Origin of the sequence: Streptomyces sp. NBC_00210 (genome assembly GCF_045160975.1) — a bacterium.
Lineage (GTDB): Bacteria > Actinomycetota > Actinomycetes > Streptomycetales > Streptomycetaceae > Streptomyces.
Genome location: NZ_CP108120.1, coordinates 2,214,590 through 2,234,794, shown reverse-complemented (window position 1 = coordinate 2,234,794; position 20,205 = coordinate 2,214,590). Strand labels below are relative to the sequence as shown.

The window sequence follows — 20,205 nt, the reverse complement described above, 5'->3', positions numbered from 1 at the left end:
CGCGCCCCGACCAGGGCTTTCGCCCAGCTGCCCTCCAGGCTAGAGGTCGGCACTGACAGCGGCCCGCAGCACCCTCTCGTTCTCCAGGGAGACCCGCTCCAGCTTGTTCAGGGCCACCTGGAGGTCGATGGCGTGGCCGTCGCTGGAGGAGAACGGCACGACACACTTCGCGGTGATGCGCTCGCTGACGAAGTCGATCTTCTCGTCGTCGCCCTCGCTGTGCCACGCCTCCATGCGGGCCTGCGCGGCGGCGGTGTCGACGGCATCAGAGTTGTCCAGCCAGTCCTCGATGTCGTTGGCGAACACCCGCGTGGAGTCGAGGAGTTGGTTGTGGCCGCGGGCGCGGCGGCGGGGCGAGAGGACGCGGGACTTCTTCGGCACCTCCAGCTTCAGCGTGATGATCATGTCCGGGTTGTCCTCGTGCAGGCGACTGAGGGCGGTGCCGAGGTCGGAGCTGGCGCGCAGGGCCGTGGGGCTGTCGGGCGGCTCAGGGGCGATGCGCACGGTCAGTTGCTCGATGGCCGCCGCGTGCGCGAGCTTCTCCCGGGAGCGGGCGTTGACCACCGGCCGCAGCTCGATGTTGCGGACCTCGGGGGCGGCGGCGTGCATGTCGTCCAGCCAGCGCTTCAGGGCCTGGGCACGGGGGGCCGAGATACCGCCGGCCATGGTGGCGACGACGTTGCCGAAGGGCGGGAAGTACACCGTGGTGACGTCCACCAGCTCCTTGTCGGCGGCGAGTTGGAGATGGCTGAGGGTGCCGTCGACATGGTCGATGAGCTGCGGCACGTCCTGGCGGACCTTGGCGAGGAGCAGATGCGGGGCAGTCTGGAGAGGGTCGACGGCCCCGATCAGGATTTCGTCGCCGGTGCGCGAGGTGCGCTGCGAGGGCGGCTGGGCGCACAGGCGGCGGATGTGCGCTCCCCAGTCGCGGTGCGGGAGGCGGTGGCTTGCGGGGGCGTCGGCGTCGGCGATCTCGTAGAAGTGGACGACTCTGTCCCGGTTGCGTGCGGCCATGACTGTGCTCCCCCGTGGCGGTCTCGGACGTCGTGGATCGACCAGCCTATCGAGAGGGCCTGCGAGCGCCGAAACGATCAGGCCAGGCCGGGCGCACTCCGCCCGGCCCGGCCCGCCCGCTCTATTCCTCCTCGAACTGGGCTTGCAGTTTCAGGGTGTTGGCGTTTTCGGTGAGGGTGCGCACCTTGTCCGCGGGGAAGCCGCCTGGCGCGGTCGCCTGGATCTCGACCGTGATCTCAACGTCCGCCCCGATGGCTTCGAGATGCTGGAGGATCTCGAAGGCGTACTTCGTGGCGTGCTTGCTGTACTGCTCGGTGTCGAGCCGGGCGTGGGCGTAGAAGCGGGTCGGGACGCGGGGCAGCGGGGTCGGCGCCGGGACCGGAGCGCCGGGCGCGGGGCGGGGCGACACCGACGGGCCGCCGGAGCCCTGACCGGTGCCGGTGCCGTCGTCGGCGTCCTCGTCCGGATCGGCCGGTTCCTGATGCCGGGCGGCGGCTGCCGCCAGGTCGGCGGCCTCCTGGGCGACGGCGAGGTCGGCCCGCACCAGCAGGGTGCTGTCAGTGATCTGGCCGAAGGAGCCGCCGCAGGGCAGGACGAGACTCTGGTAACGGCCGGTCGCGGGGTCGTGGCCGGTGGCGAGGGCGAAGCCGTCGGTCTCCCAGGTGATGTGGGTGAGGACGTCCTCGACGCCCTGGTCGAGGACGGAGCGGTCGCGCAGCCGGTTCATGTACGGGTACTTGGTATGCAGTTCCCACAGGCGGCCGACGGAGATGTGGCCGTCCCGGTCCCACTCCTGGCCCAGCGCGTCCCTGATTCGCTGGTACAGGACGGCGGGGGCCTGCAGGACGTAGAGCATGCCCTGGCGCTTGAGACGGTCACCCACCTGGATGGCAGCGTCGTCGATGGCGGGCAGGTCGACCTTGAAGTTGACCCACTCGATCTTGGCGCCGGGGATCTGCTCGGGGACGAGGACCCACCGGTATGCCTTGCCCAGGCGGAGGCTGACCGTCTCGTCGGCCTTCTCCATGCGGGTCCTGGCCTGCGTCCTCTGATTTTCCGTCAGGTCGAGCTGGATGTGCTGGGTGAGGACCTGCTTCCAGCCCAGGTACTCGCGGACGGCCTCGGCGACCTCCTCGATCTCCTTGCGGTCGGGGGCGAGGAAGACGAGGGCGTTGCGGTGCTGCCGGGTTCCGGAGCGGTACTGGTCGAGTGCCTCTTGGGCGAAGCGCAGGGCCTCGGTGTCGGGCACGTCCCTGGCGCTGCGGTGGGTGAAGCGGGGGTGCAGCAGCACCAGACGGGCGTTGTCGTTGTCCGGGATCTCGCTCGCGGGCAGGGGCGCCGCGTGGACGGCGGTGAACTGGCCACGCACGCCCTGGACCACGCTGAGCCGGCGCACCACGTCCGCCCACACCTTGTCGGGGTCGTCGAGGAGCTTGTTCGCCTCGTCCTTGGCGGTGCGGGTGATGTTGGCGTGGGTGTCGTACCAGTGGCGTTCGCCGTCGCCGTAGAGGTAGGTGGAGCGGTCGGCGAGGGCGTTGAGCGCGGTGCGGAAGTTGCCCAGCGGCTCGCCGGGGATGGCCATGCCGAGCCGGATGTGCGGCTCGGACAGGCCCTTGCGGGCTGCGTGAACGCGGGGCGCAGAACCCATGAAGACGGTACGGGCCACACGCCGACTCATGCCGCGCTGCCCGAGCACGGGCTTCTCGGCGTCGACGGAGGCCGGGGTGGAGTCGGGACCGTCGACGTCGGCGTCGATGATCGGCTTCCAGCGGTCCTCCAGGTAGTACGTCAGCTCCTGGTTGACGCGGGTGTCGTGTATGGGCACGTCGCCGGGCATGATCATGGGGCTCTGGTTCTGGTCCCGCCACAGCGCGTGGATGACAGTGCTCATCAGCCGCAGCACACCCCGGGTGCGCTGGAACCTGGGCAGCGTGGACCAGTCCTCATAGAGCCGGACGAACAGTTCCGGGTGGATCGGGTACGTCGACTTGATCCGCCGCTCGTAGTCCATGGTGTCGCAGCCGGCCGGGAACTCGCGCTTCTCGGTGCCGTAGAACTGCGTGTAGAGCCGCGCCACCTTGTTGATCTCGGCCTGGACCTCGCTGGTGGGGGTCTGGAAGAGACGGCGGCGGACGATCTCGAAGGACTCGTCGGAGCTGGCGGGCCGCCATGCGTCGGCCTTGCGGTGGACGACGTTCTGCAGGCGCTCCAGCGCGGTGCGGTTGTTCTCCCCGCCGATGTCGTATTGGTCGGCGGCGCTGATCTCGCCGGTCGCGGAGGCCGGGATGGACACGAGCAGCTGAGCCCCGTCGACGGAGGCGACGGCCTCGGTGAGGGACTGCGCGAAGGAGAAGTGCGTCTCGAAGGAGCCAGCGGTGAGGTTGTCGTTTCCGAGCAGCGGACCGGCGTACTGCACCCACTCGTCGATGAGGATGACGCAGGGCGCGTACGCGGCGATCAGGTCCTGGAGCAGGGCGGTGCCGGGGCTGGTGCTGGTGCGGTCGGCTTCGGCAATGATGTCGTACGCCTGCCTGCCGCCGAGCCCCCAGGCGAGCTGGCCCCACATGGTGTTGACCGTGGTGCCGTCGGCCTTGACGTCGGCCTGCCCGATGCCCAGCTCGTTGCCGACCAGCACGGCCCGGTGCACCGGCCCGCCGGGCAGTCCGCCGCCCGGCGCGGCAGCGATCAGCTCCTGAAGGTCCTGCGGCAGCCGGTTCACCTTCAGACCCGGCGCATACAGGTGGTACAGCGCCATCATCGAGTGTGTCTTGCCGCCGCCGAAGTTGGTCTGGAGGTTGATGACGGGGGCGGCGTTCGGGTCACCGCTGATCCGGCGCAGCGACTTGGCGAGCAGTTCCTCAAGGCCCTCGGTGAGGTACGTCCGCTGGAAGAACTCCTCGGGTTCGGTGTACTCGGCGGCGCCCTCGCCGCGCGCCACCCGCCACAGGTCGGCGGCGAACTCGGAGGCGTTGAAGTCACCGCGCGCCACGTCCTTGTGCGGGGTGAGCACCTCACGCCAGGGCCGCAGCCCCTCGGCGGCCACGCTCGGCACGGCACGCGCCCGGCGGGCCGCCTTCTTCGTCTCCTCCTCCGTCACCTGCCGGTGCAGCGTCTGCCGGGACTCCCGGACCTGGTCGACGAGGGCGGTGTCCGCGTGCAAGGCCCGCAGCAGCCGCTCCGCCGTGTCCAGCGCGCGCAGGGTGTCGTCCGCGGTGAACGACTCGTGGTGCGCCCACCGGTTGCGTACGTCGTTCAGCTCGCTAGCGAACCCTCGGGCGCTGCCTGGCAGGAGGTGCCGGAAGTAGTTGCTCCAGTACCGCTGGAGCAGGTTCAGCAGGAACTGCGGATCATTCTTGCCGATCTGCCTCCCCTGTCCCTTGGCCTCGCTCTCCGCGTCCTCGAACCAGCCGTCGCCCTGCCGCTTGACCATCTCCCGTTCCAGGAAGGGCAGCAGCCCCTCCGCGAGGATGTCGATCATGCGGGTGACACGGTCTCGGTTGTTCACCGCCATGGTGCGGGTGTCCTGCCTTTCCGGGTGCCTGTGGGTGGGCCGGGCGTTCAGAAGAGGGGCTGGTGCTGGGGCTTGCGCGGGCCGCGCTTCTCGGCCGCGCGGGCCTCGGTCTGGAGATCGGACCAGGCACTGGCGAGGTTGTTGAACCGCTGACCGCTCTCCGACCAGCGACGCCGGTCACAGACGCTGTACAGCAGGTGGGCAAGGTCACGGATGGTGTCCTCGTCGAACTCCCCGCGCCGCCGGATCCCGGCGAGCAGCTCACCGGCCGGTCCTACGCCGGACTGCGCGCCCTTGCCCTCCAGCACCCGGGACAGGTGCATGGCGGCTTCCCACACGGAGATACGGGCATCGGTCTCCGGGTCGTACGACTCCGGCAGCTCGGCCGGCGCGACGAGCCACACCTTGCTGTCGCCGGACGCGGTGATGTGGGCGTCCTGGAGCCCCTTCACGGACACGTTGTACGCCTTCGCGAGCGTCTCGGCGTCCCCGAACGTGCCCTTGCCCCACTGGAACTGCTCGAACCAGCGGATCGCCCACCGGGTGTCCTGGTCGAACTCGCCCTCTTGTTCGTTGAGTACGTCCGCGAGTACGTCGTTGATGAGCCCGAGTGCGGTGCGTACGCGCATCGGTGAGCCGTCGGGCTCGGTGACCTTCGCGTAGCGGGAGAACACGGCGATGCCGGGGCCGATCGCGGACTGGGGGAGGTCGACGGGGGCGAGGTTGCCCTCCTGCAACTTCCGCAGCTTGTCCGGGAGTTCACTGCGGAGGGCGCGGAGGAAGCCTCGGCGGTCGGTGGAGCCGGCTGTTACGTGGCGAGGGCGGCAGGCGAGGACTACGGAGGAGGCGAGGGCGTTGGAGCCGATATCGCGGGACCGGCCGGTTCTCTCGGTACGGACCGGCCAGGTGCCGGTGACGGACCAACCGGCCTCGATCAGGCCGCTGAGTAGCGTCTCCCAGCCAGTCGAGGCTGTGCCGTCCTCGGCGTCGGTCTCCGCCTGCTTGAAGGCGTAGTACACGGTGAGCGGGTAGTCCGGGTGGTGGCCTGCCCGCATGTGCGAGAACGTCTCGACGAAACCCCGCTCGAAGTGCCTCTCGGCGGCCTCCCAGTTTCCGTTGTGGCGGAACGGGGTGGCGATGAGCTCAGGCTCCTTCGGGGTGAGGATCGTGCTCATCACCTCGGGGTAAATATCGCCGAGGGATCGGCGGAGCCAGACGTAGAAGAAGTCGGCGAGATCGGCGTAGCCGATGTTGTCGTAGTAGGGGGGGTCGGTGGCAACGACAGGATTGGCCGAGAGGTCAACAGTTCGGGCATCCGCCTGCTCCGCTAGCCCTGAGCCTGTTGCTGGCAGAGCGTCGATGGCCCGACCGATTGATACGACGGCTGTCTCCAAGTCGCCAGCTGCACCAGCGAAGGGGTTCGACTCGGCAAAGTCCCAGACCATGGGAAGAGCTTGGCGAGCGAAGGTGGAGCGGGTAGCACCCGTGCCGTGCGAGGAACGCCAAGAACAGATGGTGGACAAGTCGTCCGCCACAGCGCTCACGAGGAACCCGAGGTACAGCGCCACGGCCTTCCCGTACTCGGCCGCCTCCGCCTCTCCCATACCAGCGTCCCTGGCATCCCGCACAACCTTTTCACGGGCGTCGCCCACCAGATCACTGAAGGTTGTCAACCCAACCAGTTGCCGGTTAGTAAACAGGTCCGCATGCTTCCGCATGCCATAACCCTGCACCCTGAACCCCAGCGCCTGCTCAGGCAGTTCGGACTCGGGCACATCGACAGGCCGCCCCACGTCCGCCGCCCCCACATCCTCCGCCGTCGGCGCCAGATAGATCCGCTGTCGCTTCCCCTCCGCGACCACGGCCATCATCACCGCGCCCATCCGCCCGGCCACCCCCTCGGCGCGGACGTACTTCAGCGTGGCCCTGTTACCGCACACCAGGCACTCGGCGCCCTTGCCGTCAACAGTTCCCTCACGGGGCTCGCCCTCGGGGCCGCCGATCGTGAACGTCACCTGCCCGTCCAGCGACTCGGGGATGACGTAGGAGGACCGGTCCTTCTTCTTGCTCAGCCAGAACGATCGCACCAGCGGCATCTCCGTCCCACAAGCCGGGTCGGGACAAGCCACCGTCCGCGCCCACAGCCAAGCGATGACCGGCGCCTCTCTCCCGTCCTCCAGCTTGGCCTTCGGATAGTGGGTGCCGATGCGCGCGTACGCCTGCGCCCGCATCCACTTGCCGTACTGCCGCACGTCCTCCGCGAGACCACTCGCCCCCCGCCAACTGCCCTCATGGCGCAGTTCCGCCGTCGGCGACACCGGCTTGCGCCCCGCCCACCTCGGCGGGATCTCGATCAGCGCCTTGTTGATGACGACCGGAACCGGATTCAGGTCACTGGCGTAAGCCTGGAGCCCCAGCCGATGCGCCTCCAGTGGAATCGTGCCGCCGCCCGCGAAAGGGTCGAGCACGGGCGGAAGCGGGCCGTCGCCATGCGACTCGGCGATCTTCTCCCGAACCTTGCGCATGATCCGCTCATCGCGGGTGGCCTCCCAGGGGACCATCTCCTCGATGAGATCGAACAACTCCTGCCGCGCCGCCTTCTGCTCCTCCTCCCCCGGATAGAGATCGGGCCGCGCGGACGGGTCGTCGACAAGCTGGGCGAAGAGCATCGCGCGGGCAGCCGCCAGCGGGCGCCGGGCCCACCACAGGTGGAGGGTGGACGGGTGCCCGTGGCGGATGGACTTCTCCCGGGCGGACTCCCTGTTGATCGCCTCCAAGGGGAGGGAGACCTCGATGAGCTTGGTGCGGCGCTCCGGGGCTGGGGCCGTGTCTTCCGTTGCACCGCTCACTGCGGGGTTCCTCCCTTGTTCCAGGCATCCTGCCAGGACAGCAGGAGACCCTCGGTCTTCAGGTCGCCGAAATCGGTGTCGGCGAAGGCGTCGGTGAGGTATCGGATCTCGTCGTGGTCCGGGCCGAGCGGGCTCACGGAGGCCAGGGCGAGACGATGCTGCTCGCCCCGGTTCTTGGCGACGAGGACCTCGTTGCGGCTGACGTAGAAGTGCTCCGCTCCCTCCCGGCGGCCCTTCACCTCGATGTGCACGAGGTGACCGTCAAGACTAAGCGATCGGATGTCGTAGCCGGGGTTGTTGTGGGCCATCTCCTCGGGGACGCGGCCCAGGCGGCGCTCAGCACGAAGCACGGCAGCTACAGCTCGACGGTCGGTCTCGTAGCCGTCAGCCGCGTGCAGCGCATCAAGTACCGCCTTCTCAGCCGGGCTCTCGGCAGGGCCGAGACGGCGGACGATCCAGCCGACCGGGACGACGAGCGCGCAGCCGGCGACGACGGGCGGACGGGCCTGGAGAGACTGATCCTTGTCCAGGGTGGCGAGACGCTGCTCACGGCGCCGTTCCAGGTCCTCGGCCCAGGCGCGGGCGGTCTCGGGACGGTGGCGGACCTTCTTGCCCTCGGCCTGGTCGAGTTCGAGCTTTCCGGCCTGGGCGTACCAGAAGCTGATCTCCTGGCGCAGGCGCTGCTCGACCTGGGCGCGGGTGCGCTCGATGACGGGCAGGAGGCGTTCCCTTGTCCGGTTCAGGTGCTGAGGTACCGCTTCGCGGATCGCCCAGTCCATGGCGCGGGCGGGGCCACCATCGCGCAGCCAGTCCTCCTTGAGGAGGGTCTCCACCGCCTCGGTCTCACGCGGAGTCGGCGGGCGGTAGTCCAGGTAGGGGGCAGGCCCGGCATCGTGGGCCGTACCGTCGGGACGGAGTTCCACGAACGCGAAGGAACGGTCCACCGACCGCCCGTGCCCGTCGACGACCTCCTGGACCAGCGCGGTCAGCAGCCGGGGGCGGGTACCCGCGTCAGAGGCGTCGACCAGGACCGTGCCCCGGGTGAGCAGGTCCCCATGGCGGTGGACTGTCTCCTCCAGTACGGCGTCGAAGAGCGGGTGCCCAGGAGCGATCAGGTCGGCGCGGGCGGCCCCGGGGATCGTGACTCGTTCACGGTCGAAGCACACCCGCTCGTATCGCCGCTGCACGACCCCGCCGAGGCCCCGCCCGAAGCGGCCCGTGTCACGCAGGACAGCCGGGATGTGGGTGATCTCGTACCGGCCGCTCTCCCGCGCCCTGAGATGGCCGCCGAGGCGGTCGAAGGCGTCGCGGAAGAAGGCCCGTACGTAGTGTGGGTGGAGCCGCTTGGCCTGGGCCTCCTCCATGCGCAGCCGTACCGCCTCGACGTCCTCCAGGCCCATGACGTGGGCGTCGAGCGCGAGACCCTTGATCAACTCTACGGCCCGTTCGCCGACCCGGGCGTCGATGACCTGGTCGAGGCGGCTCTTGACCTCGGGCCGGTCGCCGTAGCGGATGGCCTCCAGGAGGAGGCCGCGCAACGGCTCGCCTTCGAAGAGCTCGCCCAGGACGTTGTAGACCTTGCCGTCGTACGCCTTCGACTGCTGCTCGATCTTGTCGAGGAGCCGTTGGAAGACCTGGCCCTCGCGGGTGTCGGCGGCGACCAGGTTCCACAGGTGGCAGACCTCGGTCTGGCCGATGCGGTGGATGCGGCCGAAGCGCTGCTCGATGCGGTTGGGGTTCCACGGGAGGTCGTAGTTGACCATGAGGTGGGCACGCTGGAGGTTCAGGCCTTCGCCCGCAGCGTCGGTTGCGACGAGGACTCGGACATCGGGGTCCTGGTTGAAGGCGTCGCGGATGTCACGGCGGTGTGGGCGCGGGGTGCCGCCGTGGATCGCGACGACCGCCTCCGGCCGGCCGATCAGGTTTCTGATGCGGCGGGACAGGTAGTCGAGGGTGTCACGGTGCTCGGTGAAGACGATCAGCTTGCGCGGCAGGCCCTTCTCGTCCCGCAGCAGCGGGTCGTCCTGGAGCAGGCCGGACAGTTCCCGCCACTTGCGGTCGTCGCCGGAGGCCAGGACCCGTGCGGCGAGCCGCTCCAGCTCGCTCAGCGCGGCGATTTCCAACTCCAGTTCCTGGAGGGTGCGGGCGGCGGTCGCGGCGTCGACGACCTGCTCCTCCAGCTCCTCCAGCTCGCCGCCGGTCAGGTCGTCCAGCTCGTCTTCAACGGGGACGGACGGCACGGACGCGACACCGGCGTTCGCCACGCTCTGGCCCGACAGCATCTCCTGGCGCCGGACCTCCAGCCTCAGCCTCCTGCGCTCCAGGGAACGGTGGATCGCCGCCGGGCTGGAGGCGAGGCGGCGCTGGAGGACGGTGAGCGCGAAACCGACCTGGTTGCCGCGCCGGCCGTCCAACCGCTCCGCCCGGTTCATCTCCTGGCGGACGTACTCGGTGACCTGCTCGTACAACTCCTGCTCGGCGAGCGACAGTTCGTACGGCACGGTGTAGGCGCGGCGCTCGGGAAAGAGCCTGCGGCCGTCGAAGGTGAGCAGGTCCTCCTTGATCATGCGGCGCATCAGGCCGGAGACGTCGTGCCGGTGGATGCCCGCCCGGTAGCGGCCACTGAACCGGTCGCTGTCCAGCAGCGTCATGAACAGCTGGAAGTCCTCCTCCTTGCCCGCGTGCGGGGTGGCGGTCATCAGGAGCAGGTGACGGGTGAGGCGGCCGAGGAGACGGCCCAGCTCGTAGCGCCTGGTGGTCTTCAGCTCCGTACCGAAGTAGCTGGCGCTCATCCGGTGGGCCTCGTCTACGACGACCAGGTCCCAGCCGCTCTCCCCGAGCAGCCGCCGCAGGTCCTCGGAACGGGCCAGGGCGTCCATGCGCGCGATGAGCCGGGGGTGCCGGTCGAAGACGTTGCCGTCGATCGTTGCGTCGGTCAGCTGCCGAGTAAGCAGGGTGAAGTCCAGGCCGAACTTCTCCAGCAGCTCGTCCTGCCACTGCTCGACCAGCCCGCCCGGCACGACGATCAGGCAGCGCTCCAGGTCACCGCGGAGCGCCAGCTCCTTGATGTAGAGCCCGGCCATGATGGTCTTGCCGGCGCCGGGGTCGTCAGCGAGGAGGAAACGCAGGGGGGTGCGCGGCAGCAGCTCGTTGTAGACGGCCTGGATCTGGTGGGGCAGCGGGTCGAGGAGGCTCGTGGACACGGCGAGCATCGCGTCACCGCGCGCCGCCATCCTGATCCGCAGCGCTTCGGCCGCCAGGCGGAACAGCCCCGGGTCCGCGTCGAAGCCGCCGCCCGCCGTGCTGGGGGTCACCTCGGCCAGCCGCTCGGCGTCCTCCTCGTAGAGGATCCGCTCCTCCACGGTGCCGTCGGGACGGCGGTACGTCACCTGGGCAGCGGCTGTTCCGAACATCTGCAACGCGACTATTGCGACGTCCACGCCGGGGGCGATGCCTGCCACCACGCGGCCAGGGGTGAGGTCTTCAAGCCGGAGGGGGCTTCGCCCAGACATCCTTAGCCTCCTGCTGACTGAAAACCCGTGGTCACGCGTATAGCGAAGTCCAATGATGCCCCAGCTGGAAGCTCCTGAGTCCCGAGATACAGATGTCTCGTCTATGACTCGCTTTCTCCCTGTGGCCGAGGCCTCCAAGCGGGATCGCTGAGAGAGCGTTTACTTCCCCGGCTTCTCGGCCGAGTAGGTGGAGGCGTCCGTGATGGTGCGTGATCCGGTCCCTCCGGGTCGCGACTGCTAGCGCGAACGTGTCCGCCTTGAACTCGGTCAAGGCCCAACCCAGGATATTTCCAGGCTCACGCTTCCAAACGACCTGCGCGTATGGACGCCAAGCACAGCGCTCACCCATCCATACTGCGCGACTACCTGGACTAGGCCGCAGCGATACGTCGAGGCCAGGGCCCGGATCCCGTCAGGGACCGGGCCCTGGCCCGTTTGCGGGACCCTTGCTTGGTTGCGCGGGTGCGGAGTGCGGCATGCTGGCTGACTCTGGGTGGACTCAATTCAACGCAGAGTCAGGAGGCCCAATGCGTCGTTCCCCCGCCCGAGCCCTGACCGGGGCGCTGGCCCTGATCACAGCGTCAGCCTTGGCGCCCTTGGCATCGCCCCATCCCGCCCTCGCCGACAGCGTGGTCGTCGGCGGCTATCCGGTGCGCGTGGACGAGAGCCCCTGGGTCGTCGCGCTGTCCAGCCGTGACCGGTTCGGAGTAGCGCGAGCCGGTCAGTTCTGCGGTGGCGTCGTGGTGGCGCCGACGAAGGTGATGACGGCCGCGCACTGCCTGAGCCGGACCGTACTCGGCCAGGAGGTGAGCGAGGTCCGGGATCTGCGGGTCATCTCCGGGCGCGCGGAGCTGACCGGTACGGGTGGCCAGGAGATCGCGGTCAGCGGCAGCTCGGTCGCGCCCGCGTACAACCCGCTGACGAACGGCTCGGACATGGCCGTGCTGACGCTGGCAGAGGCGCTGCCCGCCTCGCATGTGATCGAACTGGCGGGAGCCGGCGATCCGGCGTACCAGGCGGGGACGAGCGCCACCGTCTACGGCTGGGGCGACACGAGGGGCGACGGCAGTTATGCGTCCGCGCTCCATGCCGCGCAAGTGTCGGTGCTGTCGGACCAGGCGTGCGGACAGGCCTATCCAGGGGGTCTGAGCGGGCGGTACGTGGCTGCCACGATGCTCTGCGCCGGAGACCCCACGGGAGGGCGGGACGCCTGCCAGGGGGACAGTGGAGGGCCGCTGGTGGCCGGCGGGAAGCTTATCGGCCTGGTCTCCTGGGGCACCGGCTGCGGGCGGCCCGACAGCCCTGGGGTGTACACACGGGTCGGCGCGGTGGCCATGCCCTAGCGGGATCCCGGGGCCATGGCTGCCGATGGCTACGAGCGGCCGGGGTCCTTGGGCCGCCGTCGGCTTCGGGATTTCCGAGATCCTGACCGGAGTGCGGCGGTCACGGTACGAGAGCGGGCGGCCGCCCCTGGTGTTCAGGGGCGGCCGCCCGTCAGCCGGTCCAGGACCGGCCCTGTGGCTCGTCGTGGATGCGAGGTGTCAGTGTTCCTCTTCGCCGACAGCGGCCGGTACGGCCGTGAGTCGGTCGGTCTCATCCTGTATTTCCGCGGCGATCTTCTTGAGTTCCGGCTCGAACTTGCGCCCATGGTGGGCACAGAAGAGCAGTTCACCGCCGCTTGTCAGGACGACGCGCAGGTACGCCTGGGCGCCGCAGCGGTCGCAGCGGTCAGCGGCCGTCAGCGGGCTCGCGGGGGTCAGAACAGTAGTCACGTCGCCTCTTCTCTAGCTCGACGAGCTGTCGTACCAGGGTCAACATCCAACCAGGCCGAAAACGTTCCCGCTCGTGGCTTTTCCTTGAAACTTCTCTCAAGGTGGCTGTCTGCTGCCGGTTGGCGGCGAATGAGCCGTATTGCTTCGCTCTACGGATTTCGCATTACTTGTCTCGTTTGGCCCTCCCGGCTGGGTTGCCGGTTGTTCATGAGGACGTGCCCGGAGCCTAAATGGTTCATGCCTGGAAGGGAACGTGATGTGCACGTCACCCCAACGAGGGATCGAACATGTATGCGAGGCTGGACTAGCATGAGAAATCACGAGGGTGGCGTTACATCGGCTCTACCAGGCCTCTGTACCCTCTGACCGGTGACCGACGCCGGCCCTTTACCCCACCGGGCCATATTTGAAATTCAGCGAGGAGCGAACCCGCGTGACCGCCGAAACGTCCGTGCCGTCCAGTGCGGTGCTGACCGCAGACCGTGACGGCTCCAACTACACCGCGCGGCACCTGCTCGTACTGGAGGGGCTCGAGGCGGTCCGCAAGCGCCCGGGCATGTACATCGGGTCCACCGACAGCCGCGGCCTGATGCACTGCCTGTGGGAGATCATCGACAACTCCGTCGACGAAGCCCTCGGCGGACACTGCGACCACATCGAGGTGATCCTGCACGAGGACGGGTCCGTCGAGGTCAAGGACAACGGCCGGGGCATCCCGGTCGACGTCGAGCCCAAGACCGGACTGTCCGGCATCGAGGTCGTGATGACCAAGCTGCACGCCGGCGGCAAGTTCGGCGGCGGTTCGTACGCCGCGTCCGGCGGTCTGCACGGCGTGGGCGCCTCCGTCGTCAACGCTCTGTCGGCCCGCCTCGACGTCGAGGTGGACCGCAGCGGCGCCACCCACATGATCAGCTTCCGGCGCGGGGTCCCGGGCATCTTCACCGAGTCGGGCCCGGACGCCCCCTTCGACCCGGCGAACGGGCTGCTCAAGGGCAAGCGGGTGCCCAAGACCCGGACCGGCACGCGCGTACGGTACTGGGCGGACCGGCAGATCTTCCTCAAGGACGCCAAGCTCTCCCTGGAGCACCTGCACCAGCGCGCCCGCCAGACCGCCTTCCTGGTGCCCGGCCTGACCATCGTCGTCCGTGACGAGCGGGACCTGGCGGGAGAGGGCAAGAGCCAGGAGATCTTCCGCTTCGACGGCGGCATCAGCGAGTTCTGCGAGTACCTGGCGCAGGACAAGGGCGTCTGCGACGTGCTGCGGCTGACCGGGCAGGGCACCTTCAAAGAGACCGTCCCCGTTCTCGACGACCGCGGCCACATGACCCCCACCGAGGTCACGCGCGAGCTCGGCGTCGACATCGCACTGCGCTGGGGCACGGGATACGACACCTCCGTCAAGTCCTTCGTGAACATCATCGCCACCCCCAAGGGCGGCACCCATGTGACGGGCTTCGAGCGCTCGGTCACCAAGACGATGAACGAGGTGCTGCGCTCGGCGAAGCTGCTGCGCGTCGCCGAGGACGACATCGTCAAGGACGACGCTCTGGAGGGCCTGACCGCCGTCGTCACGGTGCGGCTTGCGGAGCCGCAGTTCGAGGGCCAGACCAAGGAGGTCCTCGGCACCTCCGCCGCCAACAGAATCGTCGCCAATGTCGTCGCCAAGGAGCTCAAGGCCTTCCTGACCTCCACCAAGAGGGACGCCAAGGCGCAGGCCCGCGCGGTGCTCGAGAAGGCGGTCGCCGCCGCCCGTACGCGTATCGCGGCGCGCCAGCACAAGGAGGCGCAGCGCCGGAAGACCGCGCTCGAGTCCTCCTCGCTGCCCGCCAAGCTCGCCGACTGCCGCAGCGACGACGTGGAGCGCAGCGAACTCTTCATCGTCGAGGGCGACTCCGCGCTCGGCACCGCCAAGCTCGCACGGAACAGCGAGTTCCAGGCGCTGTTGCCGATCCGCGGAAAGATCCTCAACGTACAGAAGTCGTCCGTCTCGGACATGCTCAAAAACGCCGAGTGCGGCGCGATCATCCAGGTCATAGGGGCCGGCTCGGGCCGGACCTTCGACATCGACGCCGCGCGCTACGGCAAGATTGTGCTTCTGGTCGATGCCGATGTCGACGGCGCCCACATCCGCTGTCTGCTGCTCACGCTCTTCCAGCGCTATATGCGGCCGATGGTGGAGGCGGGCCGGGTCTTCGCCGCCGTGCCGCCGCTGCACCGCATCGAGCTGGTCCAGCCCAAGAGGGGCCAGGACAAGTACGTGTACACCTACTCGGACAACGAACTGCGCTCGACCCTGCTGGAGTTCCAGCGCAAGGGGGTCCGCTTCAAGGACTCCATCCAGCGCTACAAGGGTCTGGGTGAGATGGACGCCGACCAGCTTGCGGAGACCACGATGGATCCGCGGCACCGCACCCTGCGCCGGATCAACATCGGCGACCTGGAGTCCTCCGAGCAGGTCTTCGACCTGCTGATGGGCAACGAGGTCGCGCCCCGGAAGGAGTTCATCACCAGCTCCGCGGCGACGCTGGACCGTTCGCGGATCGACGCCTGACGGCGCAACGCCCCCCGTGAGCCCCCAGTAAGCCCCCTGTGAGCCCACCCAGGGGGCCCCACCCAGGGGTGGAGCTGTCGGCTCCACCCCTGATCCGATCCCAGGTCAGGTCCTGCTCCGTAGCATCGAGGCGACGGAGGAGGACCTGAGGTGTTCAGCAGCCAGTGGACCGCATGGCCCACGCGCGAAGCGCTCTCCCGCCTCGGCGTACCGCGCGTCCGCGTCGCCATCGACATCGCTCTGCTCGTCGCGCTCTCGGGATGGGCGGTGTACAGCGCCTACGACTCGGACGCCTTCCGCGGCTGGCGTGTGGTGCTCCCGCCGTCGGGTCTGTTCTGCTGCGCCGCCGCGGTCCTCGGCTACCACCGGATGACGCTCGCCAACAGACTGCTGCCCTCGCTCGGTTTGCTCGTCGGCATCTCCGCCTGCGGAGCGGGCGCGTACGCCGCCGGGGCACCGATTCCCGCATCTGTGCTGTGGATCTGCGTCTCCGTCATGGCGATGGAGCGCCTCCCGCTCGTCTTCGGGCTGGGCACGGCCGCGCTGATGTTCGTGGGCTTCGCTCTGACCGACGACAGTGAGCTGGGGCCGGTGATCACAGCCGCGGCGGTGCTGCTCGGCGGATACACGCTGCGCCTCGACGGCCAGGCCAGGGGCGCCGGATTCCGGCTGCTCGCCCAGGAGCGGGCAGCCCGCGAGGCAGAGGCGTCATCGGCGGCCCTGGCCGAACGGGCCCGTATCGCACGCGAGATCCACGACGTCCTTGCGCACAGCCTCTCCGCGCAGCTGGTGCATCTGGAAGCGGCCAGGCTGCAGATCGAGAGGGGGCCGGAAGGGCCGTTCCGGGAACAGATCCTGGGGCGGGTGGTCGCGGCCCGGCTGATGGCCCGCGAGGGACTGGCCGAGACCCGGCAGGCGCTCTCCGCGCTGCGCGGCGAGATGGCTCCCGTCGAGGACTATCTGCAGGAACTGGCGCTCGCCGACGGAGCGGAGACGGAGGTGACGGGGGAGCGGCGGCAGCTGACCGCCGAGGCCTCGCAGGCGGTACGGCGCGTGGCACAGGAGGCGCTGACGAACGCGCGCAAGCACGCGCCCGGCGCCAAGGTGCGGTTGCTGCTCGCGTACGCGGAGGCTGAAGTGGCCCTGGAGGTACGGGATTCGGGCACCACCTCTCAGGCCGGTGAACTCGGGACTTCCGGTTCCGGGTACGGTCTGCTGGGGATGCGTGAGCGGGCCGAACTGCTCGGCGGCAGCCTGGAGGCGGGACCGGACGGAAAGGGCTTCGTGGTGCGGCTACGGGTGCCGGCATGACCGAACAGATCGCCAGAGTGATCGTTGCCGACGATCAGGCGGTGGTGCGCGAGGGCATTGTGATGCTCCTGGGACTGCTGCCGGGCATCGAGGTCATCGGCTCGGCGAAGGACGGTGAGGAGGCGGTCGCCCTCGTTGCCGAACTCGCCCCCGACGTCGTCCTGATGGACCTTCGGATGCCCCGCTGCGACGGGATCGAGGCGACCCGCCGTATTCGCAGCGAACACCCCGGCACCCAGATCGTCGTGCTCACCACCTATGCCGACGACGACTCGCTCTTTCCCGCGCTACGGGCGGGAGCGCGCGGCTATCTCACCAAGGACGCCAACGGCGACGAGATCGTACGGGCCGTGCAGGATGTCATGGCCGGTCGTGCCGGGCTCTCACCGGTCGTCCAGCGACGGCTCCTTGAGCAGGTCGCATCGGCGCCGGAACCGTCCGGGCCGAAGCTGCCCGACGGGCTGACCGCGCGCGAGGGCGAGGTGCTGGCCCTGATCGCGGAGGGCCTCACCAACGCGGAAATCGCCCGGGGACTGCACATCTCCACGGCCACCGTGAAGACCCACATCAACAACCTCTTCTCGAAGACGGGCATTCACGACCGCGCCCAGGCGGTGCGGTACGCCTACCGCGAAGGACTTACGCGGCCACCCGGGTCGAATATCACCTAATGGGGTGAAGACCGGCAGGAGAAGAGTCCGGGATCTTCCTGCTCTGTCCATCCTTGTGCACGCGGCCGAAACGGTTCGCTGACAAGGAGAGTTGCGGTGGAGAAGCAGGAAGGGCGGGATGCTGCGGCGGTGCGGCTCGACGACCCCTGGTACGACGCGCTGGCCTCCGGCTGGGGCGAGCTCGACGGTACGGGTGCCCCGGCGCCCGGCGTCCCGCCGCAGCCCACGGACCGGGAGCGCGCCGGGCTCGGCACCGCCGGCATCTATCTGGAAGTGCACCGCAGCGCCGCCTTCCAGGAGGTGCGCAGCCGCTACCGGAGGTTCGTCGTCCCCGCCGCTTTCGCCTTCCTCCTCTGGTACTTGGCCTATGTCGTCGCGGCCACCACGGCACCCGGGCTGATGGCACGGCCGGTGGCCGGCGCGGTGAACGTGGCGATGGTCGCCGGGCTTGGACAGTTCCTCACCACCTTCCTGCTGACCTGGGCGTATGCCCGGCATGCGCGACTGCGGCGGGACCGGGCCGCGCTCGATCTGCGCTGGCGGGTGTTCGACCGGGCGAGAATGCAGGAGACGAACCGGGGGTTCGGACATTGAGCGGCGACCACCAGACCCTGGCGCTGTTGCTGTTCAGCGCGTTCATCGCGGTCACCCTCGGGATCACCACCTGGGTGAGCCGCAACAGGCGTGGTTCAGCGGAGGAGTTCTACGCGGGCGGGCGGCTGTTCTCCCCTCTGGAGAACGGGTTCGCCATCGCCGGCGACTACATGTCCGCCGCCTCCTTCCTCGGCATCTCGGGACTCATCGCGCTGTACGGCTACGACGGAATGCTCTACTCCGTCGGCTTCCTGGTCGCCTGGCTGGTCGTCCTGCTGCTCGTCGCCGAACTCGTGCGCAACTGCGGCCGGTTCACGCTCGCCGACGTCGTCGCCTCCAGGATGAGCGAGCGCCCGGTCCGTATCGCTGCGGGAACTTCTTCGGTCGCCGTGTCCGTTCTCTATCTGGTGGCGCAGATGGTGGGGGCCGGCAGCCTCGTCGCGCTGCTTCTCGGCGGTACGAGCGAAGCCGCGCGCTCGTGGACCGTCATCGGAGTGGGTGCACTGATGGTCGTCTATGTGTCGTTGGGAGGGATGCGAGCCACCACCTGGATCCAGATCGTGAAGGCCGTGCTGCTGATGCTGGGCGCGATCGCCATGACCGTGCTCGTCCTCGTCCGCTTCCATGGCGACGTCAACCAGCTGCTCAACTCCGCCGCCGAACACAGCGGTCACGGCAGGGATTTCCTCTCGCCCGGCCTCAAGTACGGCGGGGACTGGACCGCGCGCTTCGACTTCATCAGCCTCGGCCTGGCGCTCGTCCTGGGCACGGCGGGGCTGCCGCACATTCTGTCCCGCTTCTACACCGTGCCGACCGCGCGGGCCGCCCGCCGCTCGGTCGTCTGGTCGATCGGTCTCATCGGCAGCTTCTATCTGATGACGATCGTGCTCGGCTTCGGCGCGGCCGCGGTGCTCGGCTCGGACGAGGTCCGGACGTCGAACGCCGCGGGGAACACCGCGGTTCCGCTGCTCGCGCTGGACCTGGGAGGAGGTGCGGGCACCACCGGCGGCACGGTGCTGTTCGCGGTGGTCGCCGCCGTGGCCTTCGCGACCATTCTCGCCGTCGTCGCCGGGATCACCCTCGCCTCCTCGGCTTCCGTCGCGCACGATCTGTACGCCTCTCTCAGGCGCCGTCGTGGCAAGCGGCACAGCGAGGTGGCGGTGGCCAGGGTCGCCGCGGCCGGCATCGGGGTTGCCGCCATCGGGCTCGGCCTGCTCGCCCGCGATCTGAACGTCGCCTTCCTGGTGGGGCTGGCCTTCGCGGTCGCCGCCTCCGCAAATCTGCCCGTACTGCTCTACTCGCTGTTCTGGCGGAACTTCACCACGCGCGGCGCGGTCTGGTCGGTGTACGGAGGGCTGATCCCCGCTGTCCTGCTGGTGGTGCTCTCGCCCGTCGTCTCGGGCAGCCCGGAGGCGCTCTTCGCGGGGGTGGACTTCCATGTCTTCCCACTGCAGAACCCGGGCCTGGTGTCCATCCCGCTGGGGTTCCTGGCGGGCTGGATCGGCACGACCACCTCTACGGAGCAGCCGGACGAGGCGAAGCATGCGGAGACGGAGGTGCGGGCGTTGACCGGGGCGGGCGCGGTGTGAGGGCCAGGGGCGTGGACGGAAGGCCGGGGGGCGCGGGCGGCAGGCCGGAGCGTGGACGGAAAGCCCGGAGCGTGGACGGAAGGCCCGGGCCGTCCGGGGGCTTTGTCGTCAATTGCCGGACGGGCTTGAAAATCCCCAGAGGTAGCGGTGTTCCGGGCGGCCCGTCTCGCCGTACTTCAGGCTCAGCCGCACCCGGCTCGTACGCTCCAGCAACTTCAGATAGCGCTGCGCCGTCTGCCTGCTCACGCCCGCGCGGTCCGCGATCTCCTGCGTGGACAGTGGCCCGTCCGCGGCCAGCAGCACCTGCCGCACCAGCTCGGCGGTGGTCGGCGAGTGCCCCTTGGGCAGGTCGGGGGCGACCGAGCCGGCCGACAGTGCCCCGAAGATCCGGTCCACCTCCGCCTGTTCCGCCTCGCCGCCGCTCTCCAGGGTGCGCCGCAGCGTCGCGTACGCCTCCAGCTTGGCGCGCAGCCCCGCGAAGTTGAACGGCTTCACCAGGTACTGGAGCGCGCCGTGCCGCATCGCGGCCTGCACGGTCGCCACGTCCCGCGCCGCCGTCACCATGATGACGTCGGTCTGGTGGCCGAGCCGGCGCAGCTCCCGTACGACCGCGAGACCGTTCCCGTCCGGCAGATAGTGGTCCAGGAGGATCAGATCCACCGGAGCGTCGGCGATCCGGGCGAGCGCCTCGGCGGCGGAGTGCGCCTTTGCGGAGACCCGGAAGCCCGGGACCTTGGAGACATAGGCCGCGTTGATGTCGGCGACGCGGACGTCGTCGTCCACCACCAGCACGTCGATCAGGTCCGTGGCCGCCTGTTCGGCATGTCCCTC

General features: G+C 69.1%; 12 protein-coding genes. 6 read left to right on the top strand and 6 right to left on the bottom strand.

The window, feature by feature from the left end:
• Positions 1 to 39: 39 nt before the first annotated feature.
• The 4 genes from OG729_RS10015 to OG729_RS10000 form a co-directional block, all read right to left on the bottom strand.
• Positions 40 to 1,014, bottom strand: coding sequence for a hypothetical protein (locus tag OG729_RS10015; protein WP_405805607.1), 975 nt, complete (start codon positions 1,012 to 1,014; stop codon positions 40 to 42).
• Between the two features lie 121 nt (positions 1,015 to 1,135).
• Complete coding sequence (locus tag OG729_RS10010) at positions 1,136 to 4,525, bottom strand: Swt1 family HEPN domain-containing protein (RefSeq protein WP_405805606.1); 3,390 nt, start codon at positions 4,523 to 4,525, stop codon at positions 1,136 to 1,138.
• A gap of 47 nt (positions 4,526 to 4,572) precedes the next feature.
• On the bottom strand, positions 4,573 to 7,374 hold the full coding sequence (locus OG729_RS10005; RefSeq protein WP_405805605.1) for a DUF1156 domain-containing protein: 2,802 nt from the start codon (positions 7,372 to 7,374) through the stop codon (positions 4,573 to 4,575).
• On the bottom strand, positions 7,371 to 10,886 hold the full coding sequence (locus tag OG729_RS10000; RefSeq protein ID WP_405805603.1) for a helicase-related protein: 3,516 nt from the start codon (positions 10,884 to 10,886) through the stop codon (positions 7,371 to 7,373). The genes OG729_RS10005 and OG729_RS10000 overlap by 4 nt, the downstream gene beginning before the upstream one ends.
• A gap of 527 nt (positions 10,887 to 11,413) precedes the next feature.
• On the opposite strand from OG729_RS10000, the gene OG729_RS09995 reads away from it, so the two are divergent.
• Positions 11,414 to 12,229 (top strand): S1 family serine peptidase, encoded by an 816-nt coding sequence (locus tag OG729_RS09995; protein ID WP_405805602.1) that lies wholly within the window; start codon positions 11,414 to 11,416, stop codon positions 12,227 to 12,229.
• A 198-nt stretch (positions 12,230 to 12,427) separates the two neighbouring features.
• On the opposite strand, the gene OG729_RS09990 is transcribed toward OG729_RS09995, so the two are convergent.
• Positions 12,428 to 12,658 carry a hypothetical protein gene (locus OG729_RS09990; RefSeq protein ID WP_307660675.1) on the bottom strand — a complete coding sequence of 77 codons (231 nt, stop codon included), beginning with the start codon at positions 12,656 to 12,658 and terminating at the stop codon, positions 12,428 to 12,430.
• Between the two features lie 433 nt (positions 12,659 to 13,091).
• On the opposite strand from OG729_RS09990, the gene OG729_RS09985 reads away from it, so the two are divergent.
• The 5 genes from OG729_RS09985 to OG729_RS09965 all read left to right on the top strand — a co-directional run bounded on the left by OG729_RS09985 (position 13,092) and on the right by OG729_RS09965 (position 19,374).
• Entirely contained in the window at positions 13,092 to 15,209 is a 2,118-nt protein-coding gene (locus tag OG729_RS09985) for a DNA topoisomerase IV subunit B (RefSeq protein ID WP_360870118.1), read from the top strand.
• 150 nt (positions 15,210 to 15,359) lie between these two features.
• On the top strand, positions 15,360 to 16,520 hold the full coding sequence (locus OG729_RS09980; protein ID WP_405805600.1) for a sensor histidine kinase: 1,161 nt from the start codon (positions 15,360 to 15,362) through the stop codon (positions 16,518 to 16,520).
• Entirely contained in the window at positions 16,517 to 17,191 is a 675-nt protein-coding gene (locus OG729_RS09975) for a response regulator (RefSeq protein ID WP_405805598.1), read from the top strand. The genes OG729_RS09980 and OG729_RS09975 overlap by 4 nt, the downstream gene beginning before the upstream one ends.
• A gap of 96 nt (positions 17,192 to 17,287) precedes the next feature.
• The gene (locus OG729_RS09970) at positions 17,288 to 17,785 is read left to right on the top strand and encodes a DUF485 domain-containing protein (protein ID WP_360870127.1); all 498 of its coding nucleotides are present in this window, start codon (positions 17,288 to 17,290) and stop codon (positions 17,783 to 17,785) included.
• On the top strand, positions 17,782 to 19,374 hold the full coding sequence (locus OG729_RS09965) for a cation acetate symporter (protein ID WP_360870130.1): 1,593 nt from the start codon (positions 17,782 to 17,784) through the stop codon (positions 19,372 to 19,374). The genes OG729_RS09970 and OG729_RS09965 overlap by 4 nt, the downstream gene beginning before the upstream one ends.
• Positions 19,375 to 19,482: 108 nt before the next feature.
• Here the strand turns inward: OG729_RS09965 and OG729_RS09960 are convergent, their stop codons facing one another.
• Positions 19,483 to 20,175, bottom strand: a complete 693-nt coding sequence (locus tag OG729_RS09960; RefSeq protein WP_360870509.1) for a response regulator — start codon at positions 20,173 to 20,175, stop codon at positions 19,483 to 19,485.
• Between the last annotated feature and the right edge of the window lie 30 nt (positions 20,176 to 20,205).

Coding starts and splice junctions, on each gene's coding strand:
- OG729_RS10010 (WP_405805606.1), bottom strand. CDS start 4,525: ATGGCGGTGAACAACCGAGACCGTGTCACCCGCATGATCGACATCCTC.
- OG729_RS09995 (WP_405805602.1), top strand. CDS start 11,414: ATGCGTCGTTCCCCCGCCCGAGCCCTGACCGGGGCGCTGGCCCTGATC.
- OG729_RS10000 (WP_405805603.1), bottom strand. CDS start 10,886: ATGTCTGGGCGAAGCCCCCTCCGGCTTGAAGACCTCACCCCTGGCCGC.
- OG729_RS10015 (WP_405805607.1), bottom strand. CDS start 1,014: ATGGCCGCACGCAACCGGGACAGAGTCGTCCACTTCTACGAGATCGCC.
- OG729_RS09975 (WP_405805598.1), top strand. CDS start 16,517: ATGACCGAACAGATCGCCAGAGTGATCGTTGCCGACGATCAGGCGGTG.